A 13,848-nucleotide genomic window follows, 5' to 3' on the forward strand; every position below is an offset into this window, starting at 1 on the left:
CCGGCGCGGGGTGCATGGTACGCCGCCCTCATTGAAGTGACTTCCGCGGCTCGGGGATGGCGATCTGATCGGCCTCCCGCGGGAGCAAAACCACGGCAAGGATGCGGGTTCTTCCCTTCGCGGACGGGTTCTTCGACACCCGATGCAGGCATCCGGTCGGCTCGTAAAACGTCTCCCCCACCTTGAGAACCTTGGCGGGCTGGTCGTCGACAGCCCACTCATACTCACCTTCCAAGACGTACCCAAATCCCGGTCCCGGGTGGCGGTGGGCAACGCCCGCCTGGCCCGGTTCCAGCGTCACTTCCACGACCGTCGCCTTCGCCTCCTTGCCGTCCAACTTCTCAACGATGTTCCGCTCCGAAAGGGTAACCACTTTCTCGCCATCGTCGTGGGCCGCGGCCATGCCGACAACTCCGAGACCGATCCCTGCCGCGAGCGTCAAAAGGGTCCGAATCATGGCCATTCCTCCCGATCTTGAATGGGTCGAGCCTGCCGTTCGACAACAAGGACGATCGAGAGGGGTGGTTTTGTGACCGGGTGCCTCAAGATTTCTCTCCGCCTCCACGGCCTCCCGCTCAATCTCCTTGATTGTAAATCCCTTCGGCTTCGCGGAGGAGCCATGTTGTCACCCACCCTCCAAGCCGTCAAAGGCAAATCAGCCGAAGGACAAACCAAGAGTCGATTTTTAGTCTATGCGCGAACAGTTGCAACTTCCAATTTGAATTTTTGACTTACGTCTTTTGCATAGCTTAACTATGCTCACTCTTCCATTCTTCACAGTGTAAAATCTGCAAAACACATTGAACACAACAAGTTTATGCAGCGTAATAGCCGATCCAGTCGCCGTGGGATCAAAGGCAAGCTCGAAGGGCGAGTCGGTGTTGTCGAACCGACGCACCTAAGCCGTTGGTCTCGGTTTTCTTTGATTTTCTGATGGGCGACCGTGGAGATGCAATCGCCGTTGGGTGCCACGGGTTGTACCCAACCCGTGAACGATCGCCTGGGTTTTTGGCTCACGGGTTGGGTACAACTCGTGGCACACATTGCTTGCACATAATTCAATACCTAGTAAGACCAGGTCCACGTGCTTAGCGGCCCGGCGAGCCGGCCGCGCCGCTGGCAATCCCGGTCTTAGAGGCTGCCCCATAAGGGGAATATAAGTGTGCGTCCGATGAACCCCTTCTTGTGGCCCATGCTACGATCGGAGCATGGCCGAAAGGGGGTGAACGATGGGCCGAGTGGCAGGATCGAGAAACGGGCGGGAGCCGTACTGGCGGCTGGTTCTGGCCCGGTGAAAGCGGAGTGGACTGTCGGTCCGGGCGTTCTGCCTGGCCGAGGGCGTGAGTGCGCCGTCGTTTTATTGGTGGCGGAGGGAACTTCAGCGGCGCGACCAGCCCAAGCCCGCGTTTCTTCCTGTGCATGTGCTCGCCGACAAGGCTGAGTCGCCCGCCGGGAGCATCGAGGTCGTACTGGCCAACGGACGCTGCTTGCGGGTCGGGGCCGGGTTCGACCCCCAGACCCTCGTGCAAGTCGTTGAACTGCTCGAAGCCGGAGGACGGTCATGGTGAGCTTGGCTCCGACCGTCCGGATCTGGCTCGCGGCGCAGCCGGTCGATCTGCGAAAATCGTTCGACAGTTTGGCGGCCCTGGTCCGCGAAGGGCTCCAGGGCGATCCGCTCTCGGGAGACGTCTTCGTCTTCCGCAACAAGGCCGCCGATCGCATCAAGCTCTTGATCTGGGAAGAGGACGGATACGCGATCTGGTACAAGCGATTGGAAGCCGGCACCTTCCGCTTTCCGCCGACTCTGGAGGCTCAGCCACGCCTCGAGGTCCGCGCCGCGGACCTCGTCATGCTCCTCGAAGGGATCGACCTCTCGAGCGTGAAACGCGGCAAACGCTATCACCGACCCGTCCCCAGAGCCACGGTGTGAGTCCCCGGCCGGCCGCGGTGTTTTTCCGAAGAATCATCGAATAATATAAGGACCTCATACGTCTAAGAGGGCATGAGCGCAGACGCCCGCCCCATCACCCCTGAGACCCCTGCCGATCCCACGGCGACGTTGCCCAGTGATCCCGCCTTCCTCCAGCAGATGATCATCGAACTGCTCGCCGCCCTCCGCGACACACGGCGTCAGAACGAGGAATTGCAGCATCGCCTTGACCTCCTCTTGCGGCGGATCTACGGCCCACGCACCGAACGCTTCGACCCCAATCAGCCGCTGCTCATCCCCGACGCCTTCGAGCCGCTCGCCCCGGAACCGGAACCCGCGGCCACCGGCGACGCGGTCCCACCCGAGTCCGAACCGGGAGCGACCCCCGCGAAGAAGGCACGCCCCCACGGCCGCAGGCCCTTGCCCAAGGACCTCCGCCGCGAGCCTCGGGTCTATGAGTTGACCGAAGCCGAACGCCGCTGTCCGCAATGCGGCGAGACCCGGGCCCAGATCAGCGCCGAACGCAGCGAGCAGCTCGACTACGTGCCGGCGACCCTGTTCGTGGTCGAGCACGTGCGCTGCATTTACGCCTGCCCGCACTGCGAAGGTCAAGTCGTCACCGCCGGCAAGCCAGCCCAGCCGATCTCCAAGGGCTTGCCTGGACCGGGATTGCTCGCTCATGTGATCACGGAAAAGTATGCCGATCATATTCCGCTCCATCGCCAGGAACGCCGCCTGGCCCGGCAAGGGGTGGAGCTGTCACGCTCAACCCTCTGCGACTGGATGGCCGGCGCCGCCCAAACTCTCAAGCCGCTCTACGACCTGATGAAGACATTGATCCTGTTGTGCGGCACGATTCACACCGACGACACCTCGGTGAAGCTGCGGGACTCGGAGCGAAAGATTAAGGCCTTGGCCCGGCTCTGGATCTACTTCGGCGATTATCTTTATCCTTACAATGTTTTTGATTTCACGAGGAGCCGCAAGCGAGACGGTCCGAGTCTGTTTCTCAAGGGTTTTCGCGGTTATTTGCAGGCTGATGCCTTCAGCGGCTACGACGGCATCTACGCGGGCGGCAACGTCGTGGAGGTGGGTTGCAACGCCCACGCCCGCCGCAAGTTCGTCGAGGCGCAGAAGACGGACCTGGCGCGAGCGAGTACGGCCCTGGCCTACTACCGCCAGCTCTACGCGATCGAGAAGGAGATCAAAGCGGAGCTCGCCAAGCTGCCCGAGGACGCCGACGAGCCGACGCGGGCCGCGATTCGGCTGCGGGTCCGCCAGGAGCGGGCGGTGTCAGTTTGGGAGCGCCTCGAGAAGTGGCTGAAGGAGGAGCGACCGCAGGTGCTCCCCAAGAGTCCGATGGGAGGCGCAATCGGTTACATGGAGAACCACTGGGAGGCGTTGAAACGGTACACCAGCTCGGGCTACCTTTCGATCGACAACAACGTAGCCGAGCAACACATGAAAACGATTGCGACTGGACGAAAGAATTGGCTTTTCACCGGCAGTGAGACCGGCGGGAAGACGATGGCTGTGTTATTCAGCGTGGTGTCGAGTTGCCAGCGTCACGGTCATGACCCGTTCGTCTACTTGCGTGACGTGCTGTCCCGGTTGCCGACCCTTCCCAAAGAGAATCTGGCCGACCTTCTCCCCGATCGTTGGTCGCCTCCCCAAGTCGCCGATCCTCCGGCGACCCCAGAGGGTCCCATCGCCGACGGTTCCCCGAGCTGACAACGGCTCCCGCCGGCACTCGAAACGCGGCACGCTCCCACCGCGGAGTTCGGGCCAGGCTCGACACGGGTTGAAGAGCGCGTCGCGTCTGCTGACGCCGGATCATGACACCGCGTGGGGTTCCAACCGACGGTCACCAAATTGGCCAAGGCCCCTCGGCCAATTGCCAAGGGGGACGTGGTCCGCCGGACGCACACGCCGGAATTGCCACCAAAATCGGCTGCCATAGCTTCCGCGCCACCGGCATCACCAACTACCTCGAGCACGACGGCACCCTGGAAAAGGCCCAGCAGATGGCCGCACATGCCAGCCCCCGGAAGACCAAGCTCTACGACCGCACCAACGACCAGGTCACCCTCGACGAGGTCGAGAAAATCCGGCTTTAACTGAGGCGGTCGACGCGAATGCGAAGCGGTTCGGCTCGATAACGGGCAAAGGCTATACTGTTGCGTTTACCACTTGTTGACCATATTCCAACGCCGGCCAGAACTTCGATACTAACCAGCCCCGAACGTTCGCTCGCCATTTCGTAAACCTCTTGACGCTTTCTCACAGCCGATCAGATATGTGGTCGACAAGATCACTGCCTATAGGCTGGGCTCTAGTCCCAGACTGATTGGTTCCACCCCCCACGGCCAGCGCACATCAAATTGCTTGAAATCAAGGGTTTTCTGCGAATTCTGTCGTAGAAAATCGGCTTCTTCTGAGGCCAAACGGCCGACTTTTCCCTGGAAACATGGGCAATTTGATGTGCGCTGGCCGTGTTCCACCCCCCTGCTCCGAACTAACGGGAATCCAGAGACGATACCGCAGGATCTCGCCACACCAGGTTGCGGAGCAAGCTAACCAACCATCAACCCCACACTCAAGTTGCCTTCCAACAACTTTAATATTGTTCATTACTTATAACTTCGGCGCCGGCGCGAGTCGCCAATGCTTGAAACACGGTCGGTGCAATCCCACTCTTGATGAACCGAACAGATCCGTCGCACAGCAGAAAGTTGCATCCATCGTTGTGCGCACTACTGAATCCGTCCGGTCCGGAGTTCGGTGCGTTTGGAGTACTGGTACTCTGGAAATCTCCTAAGTAGAAATCGGACGGAGGTCCGGTACGTCCAAGTACCATGAACACGGCGGGAACGCAGGCCCGAACCGGCCATGATACTTTAGTACAAAACAGAGCCGAGGGCGAGCCGACCCCAACCCAAGTCGCGTCAGCGACCTTCCGCGAACGCTCACCGATCAACAGTGTAGACGATAATCCGTCGGAAACATCGCGCAACCCTACATGACTGTCAACGAACAAAACACCGTTTCCATCGCTTACTTGAATGCGCTTTCCTCCTTTGCCTGCGGCCTTCGCTCCAGTAAAAATCTCGCCTGAAGATGCGACATATTGGCTGGGGGCTAGCTGATTGAGGCCAACAATATTAGATTTTATAAAGCCGGACGACGCAGGCCCATCATCGTAAGAACTCGGGCAGAGAAAACTCGATACCCGAAGTTGTATGACGGAATGATTTGCATCGATCATAGCGAGCGGCTGATGAAAATTAATAGCATTGTAGATCGCACTTTGCTCTAATCCGTTCAAAATTGCACACGCCCAACCCCATCCTGACGCCGGAGCGCTGTTTTCAGTCCACGATTTGCCAAACACGACACCGGCAGGGAGCATTCTAGTGGTGTCGTGATACGCATGTAGCGCAATCCCGACTTGTTTAAGATTGTTCGTGCATTGGAGGCGGCGGGCGGACTCGCGGGCGGCCTGGACAGCCGGAAGCAGAATCGCCACGAGTAAACCGATGATGGCCACGACCACCAACACCTCAATGAGTGTAAACGCAGCAATTTTTTTCGACTGTGCGAGTGCGTGCATTTTTGGGGTCCGCCTGATTCTTGTGAGCGGATGGCACGCATTGGGATGCGTCCATGATCGCTTGCAACATTTCGCCCGATCTGGCCATTCCAGACTGAATAGGTCTCAAACGATAATTTGGACGTCGTCGATGGCCGGAATCCCGAGTTCGACTCTGTGCTGATCAATGACCGCACAACAAGCGTCAACAACGTCATTGATCGTTCAGCAACTAACGTTCGAGACGATCGCTAAACGAACCGAAAATACCTCATAACAAAGCACTGCGAGGTGAAACGATTTTTAAATACGCCTCCCCCACTTTCCCTAAAAATCATCAGCACCGATGACCTCTCCGCCGGCTCGCGAAGATAAAGAGCGAAAAACCTGAGCTTGGACTGTGGAACGAATGAATTTTGATGAGCCGTCAGCAAATACAAAATTAGCCCCATCTCCGTGACTGCTCGAAAAGCTGTCAGAACCAATACCATTTGCACCGGGCGTATAATGAGTCGGAACGTCTTCCGAGTAATCGGCAAAAGGCGCGGATGCCCTCCCAAGCACCATAAAAGCCGAGGAAGTGCAAGACTGGACTGTCCATTTGGTCTTTGTGCAAAATCGGTTGTAAACTGAAGCGAAAACGCCTGCCCAAACGGCATCGGAAACCGTGCGTGATCTTTCCCCGACCATGAGCGTATGACTAAGTCCATCGCCGATATCTTTTGGCCCAATATGGCTGTTCATATAGAACACACCAGTTCCTGAACCATCAATCTCCATTGCTGCGCCTTTATTGTGCTTGTATATCTGCATAAATCCAGCCGACCCAACGTATTGGCTTGGCGCATAATCCTCAAATGCCTTTTTTGGCTTATTGGTGAACCCCATATTGATTTTTTCGCTATTGTTTTCGCTTGGACAAAGGTATGTGTTAATCTGGCTTCTCGTCACGGTCACTTGAAAGGGAGAAAGCGCCATCGGTATCACTAGATTCGCTGCATTGTAAATATTTTCTTGCTCCATGCTATTCAGCAGATAAAACGCCCAACCCCACCCTGGCGTAATCTTATCGTGCTTGACGGTATAACCAGGTGGAAATTCACCATGCGACGTTTGATGGATTTGAACGGCGACACCGATTTGCTTGAGGTTGTTTGTGCATTGAAGGCGGCGGGCGGCCTCGCGGGCACGCTGGACAGCTGGCAGCAAGATCGCGAAAAGTAAGCCGGTGATCACTACCACCACTAACATCTCAATCAGCGTGAAGCCATTCAGTGGCAACACTTTTGAGTTCAACCGCATACGGTGATCTCCGTTGGTAGCGACACTTCCTAAACGAATTGGGAATGTCGGCAAGCATTATTAACACTGTCTGCCAATATCATCGAATGCGCGAGTCCAACATAACGTGACAACCAAACCGACGGACGTTCCCATGCACTGCTTATCATGCGGTTGCATGCCAACTTCCAGTCGACTGTCGCTGGCGCCGAATAACCAGCAGCACATTTCCTACCAATACTGCTCCTACAAACGCACCCTTCAAATATTTTGCACCTGTTCTGCGCACACAAATCCTCATTGTTTTATCAATTCGACTTGCAGCATCATCAAAATGTTTGACGCCATCAGGTTGAATTCGATATGACATACCGCGAACTTGATCATCAACCATATCCCTTACATTTAATTTTGGCGGCATAAAATAACTTTGCATCGTACGCTCGCCACTTGTATTTACCGACACCAACGTGTTCACCTCGTCATTGTGCTCTTGTCCTTTGGCATCACTATCATCGTAGATACTCAAATAGATTCGCTTGATCGTTTTCGCGGGTATCCAAAATCCAGGCCGATATTCCGTGTATCCAAGATTCTGTATTGAATAGAGAAGAGTAGTGGGTGATTGAAAATTATGACGTTGGAGCACAATGTAATCGCTTCCAGCGTCAACCCAAACTACATCCTTTCCTGGGTACTCCAGGACGTGGCACTCATGCCCATCAATAGTTTCGAGATTGGGCCGAATTCGATAGTGAGCCAAATCATAACGGATCTCTCGTGGAAGTAGAAAGAATTTCGCCTCCGATGGGGACGCGGTTCCTAGCATCTGTCGCATTGTTGGCGACTTAAATTCCAGTTTATCGTAAATGTCGATAAACATTGCGTCAGTAATTAGAAAAAATTCAACAAATGACACATAAAGGTCAGGGGTAATTGTTCTTACCCTCCCCTCGTGGACCACTGACACCCCATCTGCCCAAATGGCAGTAACCGTCGCTTGCTTATCATAATATTCTTTCTTCAGGAATAGCTTGTCTCGGGATTTAGCATTCGTAATTCGGAGCTTTGGATAATAGCCAGCATACTGCGGTAGCGGATTTGTATAATGCCTCTCGTGGTCGTAAATTAACTCCCAGAATGGCATATCGTTCACTTTGGCAGCATGTGCATCCATGCCTAGCAAAATCTCCTCGAGCGACAATGTCGCAGGACGTGATCTCTCTCCTTGACGAGTCGCGTTTTCATCGGCGCCAACGGCAAACGCTAGCATCATGAAAAACATGGTTTGAGCGTGAAAAACCCGTTGCAAACAATAGCGAAACCCCGTCATAAACGTACTCTTTCTAAAACGCATTATTCAACCGAATAACCGCGTTTTGATGGATGTTGAGGATGGCAACCGCCCTTGGTCACTCACCATTCGTAGGCATATTGCAATTGAACCGAAGTACAATCGAGTGACCACCACCCGAATATTTTTGACCCTAGGTCCGCAAGCAGAGCCTATTCTTTAGCACTTCCCAGAAGGGACGCGTCTAACTTAACAAGATCGGTTCCGGATTTGCACATGACATCGATAAAAGCGACACGAAGTACCCGGGCAGCATGGCTGATCGGCAGATAATGATGCCAATCGTTCAAAACGGTATCATCAATTTCTGGCATACGATTAATTATAAACATAACACTGCGATTAAGCACGTGATCGTGAGGCCGTAACTCAGGAGGGCAAATAATCAGCCACTCCATATGATGCCCTACAACGTCGAGCTGACGCACCAAGGGGTGTTTGTATACGCCTCCATGATCCGTTGAAGAATTCTTCGCATACCAAAGAGGTTTCCATGATCCATCATTGTCTTGGGACGATTCGAGCAGACGAGCGTACGACTGCAATCGGGATCGAACCAAATTTACTGTCGAAGAGGACAAGAATGGCATCTGGCCATGAATATTTAGCGCCGTTGCAAGTGCCATAGGCACATGCATTCCATGACAGCTCCCAGTGCCAAGATCTTTATCCAGAAGATTAAGAACAATTCTCTCCTTATCGACAACTTGACCGTAGCGGTCGACCCATCTCGAAGAACTGACATAGCTAAACAATGCCTGTGAACTCCATTCAATCTCACCATCGACATGATATCGCACTGCCTCGTCAACGATAGCATCGCCGAGTGTTGCCGTTGTTCCGTCGTGCAAGTAAAGACGTGTTGAAGACGACATGCCAATTCGAGCCATGGTATCGTGAAACTTTCCGACATGAGACGCTGCTCTAGCGCCTGATTCTCGGAGTTCAGCATCGGTTGCGACTTGGATACCCCAACGACTTCTTTCTAAATAATGCTGCATCACATATGATGAATTTCCTACAAACGATTTGTCGTTCAATAAGATGTCCGCAAGTTTCGGGCCATCAGTCCATGACGGCTTATTGCTGTCAACTGTCAAAACTTGACATTTAGTGTTCGATCCCCAAAGGCGTAGTGCGTGTAAGACCAATGGAACTGGAAGTCGTTTTAACTTGAATCGAGGTCGCGCGACGTTCATTGCGCGTTCCAAGGCTGCGGGAGTGATCGAACGAGAAAAAGCGAATGGATAAACGATTGCTTGAAGCGGTCGTTCGCGAATGCGAACAATAGTGTCGGGCGTTTTGAAGGATAGCGATTGTTGACGCGACCTCTCATGATTTCTCAGAGCAAACAGAAGCGCGATGCTAGTCGCGACGAATACACAACCAAGAAGCACGGCATACGTGCGTGCAAAACATTTTACCCTGTCCAACAAAGTAATCATGGCATATCACCTTGCTTTCGATATAAAGTAGATATTTGCCCATGTAATCAATAGTAATGCAACAACAGAGCATACAAAAAAACTGTTTATGGATGTTGGAGAGTCGGGAACAAGGCAATATCCCGAAAAGCTTCTCACGAAACTCCCCTTTGGAATGGCGATCTCTGTCCCATCTCTTGTATCGATCACACGGTACGAATCGTCGGCTTTTCCAAAGAAAACGGTAAAATGATCGTCTGCGCCCCCTGGACGATCCGGCAATCGGTACATATGGACAATAACTGGCACTGTGAGTGTAGAGAGTTGCTCAGGCGTCATTTGACGTATGGAGCATTTAAGACCGAAGCGATTTGCCGTTGAAGATAATGTTTCCATTGTTGTGCCCTTCTCAGTGAGGCGGCAGGCACTAAGCACTTTTGAATACAATGCATGGATTGAATATGTGCGCAAAAGCACATACAATGCATTCGGCCCGCATCGAACAGCTTCCTGGAGAGGCTTTTCCAGTCGGAGATAGTCCGGAGTAATTATTTTTGGGTCTGGGTTGTAAGCCATTGGTTTTCCGAGCTGTTCGCGAACATCGGGATCATCATCGAATTTTTGATTGCGGATATGGCCTTGGGCATCTCTAAAGGGGGCTCCGTGTTGTGAAAACACGGGCCTTGTAAAGAAAACAAGCGTGATCGTGACGACTGCCATACATGCACGCGTCAACTTTCGCAATACAGACAAATCAATCAAATGCACGCATGTTGCATCGGCAAACTTGGAGAGGCGTGAATTCAGTCTTATTTGTGTTTGCTTGAGGTGTTTCAACAATGGCATATGTAATCCTTGTGTTGTCGCATTCGTTCAAAGCAAAATTGTCAAGTTTTTCCGTATTGATGCCCAACAGTCCAGCTTACTCGAGTAGAGTCCTTAACAAAAACCGTCTGGACATGTCAGTCGTCCTATGGGCATGCAATCCATGCCGAAACTTAGTTCCGTTCCAGCAGTTCATTCATGTTTTGTTGGAACGTCAGCTGGTCATGCTGCGGTTATTAGTGCGATTCACGCAATTTGAGATTGCTGCGAAGACTGATCCGGTCCGACTTCCTTGAGTCGGACCGGACCTCCAATGGTACCTGGCGAGCGACGACTTCTGTTGAAGTTGCGAACGGGGTTGCGGCATAGGATTAGCAAAGCAACGTGATTCGACTTGGCATACTTCATTTCTGATATTCATGGGTTGGTCGTAGTTTTTGTTGAACTACCGACCAATCCACCTCGCTTCGCCGAATTTTCCGATAATCCTATGAGCCTCCCGCGCCCAGATTTGCGTTTTCATTTCGCCTTATTGTCGCTGCCTGCAACCATTTAATGATTACCGAGAGGATGCGCAGCTTGGGTTCGTGATGTAGTAGGATGACCCTCCGCATGAACAAAGGAGGACGATTGGGGCATCATCAGTATCTCCTCCATCTGGCGCGTTTTTGAGGCCGTCGCTCCAGCCGTATCCGGATGCGCATGACAGACACGTAATATGTGTCGAGCCACACGAGTTGAAGCCGCCATCCTTGACCCAAACACACTGTGCCCCGTGTATGCCGGCTGCTTCATCTTGACTAACAAGACGCCCGACCGGTGCCGACGATGCAAATGCCGTGATTGCAAGAGAAGCCATCGTCAGACCTGCAAACAGGATGTGTCTCATCGCGTTTCTCCTCTCAGTGACAGTCAGAAAACCGAGGCTGATCAGCTTGGCCAACGAAGCCAAACGCGCAGAGAATTAGATTACAGGTCGATTAAGGATAACATGGGCGAATATCCAAAATTGAGGAAACCAATGTTCAAAATCCGGATAGTGTGTGTGGATGAACTGGATCCTATCAGTTGGTAGTCGCTTTAGCGTTAAACTCGCGAAGAGAGCAAGGCTAGGCCGAGTTGGCGGATACTGTTACGACAGTGCGGCTTACGCACCACTCGCGTACGTCCAACACGATGAAATTGAGCGTATCAGTAATTGCATTTATAACAATCGTAAAAATACGCATTAACAGTAATACGAACGGACTACGCGTACAATTGTGACATTTAGATAATCCCCAGTTAACGCGGGTGGCCAACGTCTGATTCCGTCCGTTCGCGGTGGGAGCGAGATCGGCAATTAAGATTGAGACGCAATCTCAGCAGGAGCGAGCTTACCTTAGCGTATCGTGAGAAGCCAATCAATCTCTTTTTTGAGATCTGTCGAATTTTGTAAATGGCCATGACACGGCGATAGGAACAAACGTATACAAATCAAACGTTTGTCGGCGACATTCGGCCAGATAACTCCTTTCCAGCCGTGCTAGCCTACGCAACATCGCATCGAATACCGGCTACGATCCCGGCCACAATCCGTTCCCTTTTGCCTACGTCTGGCGAATGATTTGACGTCGGGCCAAACAGGACGGCATCGTCACCAAGATCGGCGCCCACAGCTTCTGAAGTGGTCCCCAATGTCCAGACCACTCGGCCCGGTTTTTAAGTTATGCTTCGGCCCCGCTCTCCCCTCTCAAGGCCCGACCGGCTCGGCACGCAATCGGTGGCCGGAACGAACGTGGGACTCCACCCCGCTCTCCCCTCTCAAGGCCCGACCGGTTCGGCCCCATGGTAGACCTCGGCGGGCGTGCGATAGGCCAAGCTCTGGTGCAAACGCTCGTGGTTGTAAAACGCAAACCACCCTTCAAGGCCGGCTTCCAGCTCTCTGACACTGCGATAGGCTTTCAAATAAATGTCCTCGTATTTAAGAGACCGCCACAGCCGCTCGACGAACACGTTGTCCAACGCCCTCCCGCGTCCGTCCATGCTCACGGCGATCCCTTCCGCCTCAAGCCGGCCGGTGAAGGCCCGCGCCGTGAACTGCACGCCCTGGTCGGTGTTGAAGATCTCGGGGCGTCCTCCCTCCAACGCCGCATTCAACGCCTCCAGGCAGAACCGACCGTCGAGCGTGTTCGACAGCCGCCAAGAGAGCACGAACCGGCTGTATAGTGGACCCCAGAATTCGGACCACCAGTTAAGCTACTCTGGTGGCCCGGAGGAGGGGAACCGATGGCAGAGCTGTTGGAAGACGCCTTGAGGGTGGGGCGTCCCGAAATGTTCAATATTCTCACTATCCCGCCCGCCGACCACACCTCCTCGAGCGTCCAAATCTGAACAGAATCACTGTACTCACTCGGGATCTGAATCCGTGGCAGGCGTCAGGCGTTCTAATTTCTCCGAAGCCCACTGCCGGATGTCCGGGTCACCCTCCCGGCGAGCGACTCGGAGGGCTGCCCTGACCGTCGATGGCGGGGCGATCTCGAGCAGGAGTTCGAGCGCTCCCTTGCGGGTTCGCACATCCTTGTCTCTCAGGGCGGTGGCGAGGCCGGGGATCAGGAGCCTCGTGTTAGCGCCGAGACGGGATCGTACCAGGCGGATTTGCGAGCGCAGGTGATCCTCAGTGCCCCCCATGATCACGGCAAGCGTCGCGGCGGATTCCTTGAATTCCCCGTTATCGATCAGGGACCGGGCGGCCGAGAGGCGGACCTCGACGTTTTGGTCCTGTAGGGCGCGGGCCAAGACGAGCATCGCGATATCGTGGCCGTCGCCATCCGGGCCGATCACCGCCCCCAGAGCTGCGGCTGCCGTGAACCGGACCCCCCAGTCCTGGTCACTCAAGAGGGCAACGAGACTTGGAATGGCAGACTCCGCTCTTCTCCCATGCGCACCGAGACCGGCCGCAACGCATTCGCGCACCCGGGGGTTGGGATCGTTCATCGCCCGGAGTAGGACGCCGATCGCTTCCCCGGACTCCCAGGGCGGGATTCCATATCCGAGCCCCATCGCGGCCTCGCGTCGCTGATAGGCCGGCTGCTGGGCCTGTAATTGCCGGGTGAAGCGCCGGGTCGGGCTGAGGAAGAAGAGCCAGGCCCAGATCGCGATGGCCGAAAAAGCGACCAGGACGATCAGCATCCGGAGGCTGAGGCGGGGCTTGGGGAACTCCCAGGGCATCGCTCGGTCCTGAATCCAAGGAGGAGCCGGTCGAGGCGAAGGTCGGCCCACGCCTCTTACACGTGTCCCAAGGTGGCTCATTTTCGAACCTGGACCTGTGGCCGTCAAGAGTGGACGGAACGGAAGTTTTTGTCGGTAGGATTCTTACCCTTCTCGCTCGACCTTCAACCGTGGCAAGTCCTTGCCGAGGATATCGATCGCCGCCGAGACGGTCATGTGTTTATGACGGGCCAGC

The 13,848-nt window shown here is 54.4% G+C and carries 10 protein-coding genes and 2 pseudogenes; 4 read left to right on the forward strand and 8 right to left on the reverse strand.

What is annotated here, in order from left to right:
- Positions 1-28: 28 nt before the first annotated feature.
- Positions 29-457, reverse strand: coding sequence for a cupin domain-containing protein (locus tag BUS42_RS11300; protein ID WP_074307004.1), 429 nt, complete (start codon positions 455-457; stop codon positions 29-31).
- An 850-nt stretch (positions 458-1,307) separates the two neighbouring features.
- Here BUS42_RS11300 and tnpA point away from each other — a divergent pair.
- The 4 genes and pseudogenes from tnpA to BUS42_RS45005 form a co-directional block, all read left to right on the forward strand.
- On the forward strand, positions 1,308-1,568 hold the full coding sequence (gene tnpA, locus BUS42_RS11305; RefSeq protein ID WP_410001703.1) for an IS66 family insertion sequence element accessory protein TnpA: 261 nt from the start codon (positions 1,308-1,310) through the stop codon (positions 1,566-1,568).
- Positions 1,562-1,930 (forward strand): IS66 family insertion sequence element accessory protein TnpB, encoded by a 369-nt coding sequence (tnpB, locus tag BUS42_RS11310; RefSeq protein ID WP_074306290.1) that lies wholly within the window; start codon positions 1,562-1,564, stop codon positions 1,928-1,930. The genes tnpA and tnpB overlap by 7 nt, the downstream gene beginning before the upstream one ends.
- 72 nt (positions 1,931-2,002) lie before the next feature.
- Positions 2,003-3,661, forward strand: coding sequence for an IS66 family transposase (tnpC, locus tag BUS42_RS11315; RefSeq protein WP_074306289.1), 1,659 nt, complete (start codon positions 2,003-2,005; stop codon positions 3,659-3,661).
- 197 nt (positions 3,662-3,858) lie between these two features.
- A pseudogene (locus BUS42_RS45005) lies at positions 3,859-4,047 on the forward strand (integrase); the annotation flags it as partial.
- A gap of 500 nt (positions 4,048-4,547) precedes the next feature.
- Here the strand turns inward: BUS42_RS45005 and BUS42_RS11325 are convergent.
- The 7 genes and pseudogenes from BUS42_RS11325 to BUS42_RS11345 all read right to left on the reverse strand — a co-directional run bounded on the left by BUS42_RS11325 (position 4,548) and on the right by BUS42_RS11345 (position 13,613).
- Positions 4,548-5,540: a DUF1559 family PulG-like putative transporter gene (locus BUS42_RS11325; RefSeq protein ID WP_074307006.1), complete on the reverse strand. Its 993-nt coding sequence runs from the start codon at positions 5,538-5,540 to the stop codon at positions 4,548-4,550.
- A gap of 306 nt (positions 5,541-5,846) precedes the next feature.
- Positions 5,847-6,821, reverse strand: a complete 975-nt coding sequence (locus BUS42_RS11330; RefSeq protein WP_074307007.1) for a DUF1559 domain-containing protein — start codon at positions 6,819-6,821, stop codon at positions 5,847-5,849.
- 145 nt (positions 6,822-6,966) lie between these two features.
- Entirely contained in the window at positions 6,967-8,133 is a 1,167-nt protein-coding gene (locus BUS42_RS42675) for a hypothetical protein (protein WP_143206293.1), read from the reverse strand.
- A gap of 173 nt (positions 8,134-8,306) precedes the next feature.
- The gene (locus BUS42_RS42680) at positions 8,307-9,599 is read right to left on the reverse strand and encodes a hypothetical protein (protein WP_143206294.1); all 1,293 of its coding nucleotides are present in this window, start codon (positions 9,597-9,599) and stop codon (positions 8,307-8,309) included.
- Positions 9,600-9,605: 6 nt separating this feature from the next.
- On the reverse strand, positions 9,606-10,424 hold the full coding sequence (locus BUS42_RS41850) for a cysteine peptidase family C39 domain-containing protein (RefSeq protein WP_083670147.1): 819 nt from the start codon (positions 10,422-10,424) through the stop codon (positions 9,606-9,608).
- A 1,782-nt stretch (positions 10,425-12,206) separates the two neighbouring features.
- Positions 12,207-12,608: pseudogene (locus BUS42_RS11340) on the reverse strand (transposase); the annotation flags it as partial.
- A 183-nt stretch (positions 12,609-12,791) separates the two neighbouring features.
- A complete protein-coding gene (locus BUS42_RS11345) occupies positions 12,792-13,613 on the reverse strand; it encodes a HEAT repeat domain-containing protein (protein ID WP_074307009.1) in 822 nt (273 codons plus the stop codon).
- Positions 13,614-13,848: the final 235 nt, after the last annotated feature.

It is taken from the genome of Singulisphaera sp. GP187 (assembly GCF_900129635.1).
Lineage (GTDB): Bacteria > Planctomycetota > Planctomycetia > Isosphaerales > Isosphaeraceae > Singulisphaera.

Excerpts from the sequence above, each read along its gene's own strand:
- BUS42_RS11300 (WP_074307004.1), bottom strand. The coding sequence starts at position 457 with ATGATTCGGACCCTTTTGACGCTCGCGGCAGGGATCGGTCTCGGAGTT.
- tnpB (WP_074306290.1), top strand. The coding sequence starts at position 1,562 with ATGGTGAGCTTGGCTCCGACCGTCCGGATCTGGCTCGCGGCGCAGCCG.
- tnpC (WP_074306289.1), top strand. The coding sequence starts at position 2,003 with ATGAGCGCAGACGCCCGCCCCATCACCCCTGAGACCCCTGCCGATCCC.
- BUS42_RS11325 (WP_074307006.1), bottom strand. The coding sequence starts at position 5,540 with ATGCACGCACTCGCACAGTCGAAAAAAATTGCTGCGTTTACACTCATT.
- BUS42_RS11330 (WP_074307007.1), bottom strand. The coding sequence starts at position 6,821 with ATGCGGTTGAACTCAAAAGTGTTGCCACTGAATGGCTTCACGCTGATT.
- BUS42_RS42675 (WP_143206293.1), bottom strand. The coding sequence starts at position 8,133 with ATGACGGGGTTTCGCTATTGTTTGCAACGGGTTTTTCACGCTCAAACC.
- BUS42_RS42680 (WP_143206294.1), bottom strand. The coding sequence starts at position 9,599 with ATGATTACTTTGTTGGACAGGGTAAAATGTTTTGCACGCACGTATGCC.
- BUS42_RS41850 (WP_083670147.1), bottom strand. The coding sequence starts at position 10,424 with ATGCCATTGTTGAAACACCTCAAGCAAACACAAATAAGACTGAATTCA.
- BUS42_RS11345 (WP_074307009.1), bottom strand. The coding sequence starts at position 13,613 with ATGCCCTGGGAGTTCCCCAAGCCCCGCCTCAGCCTCCGGATGCTGATC.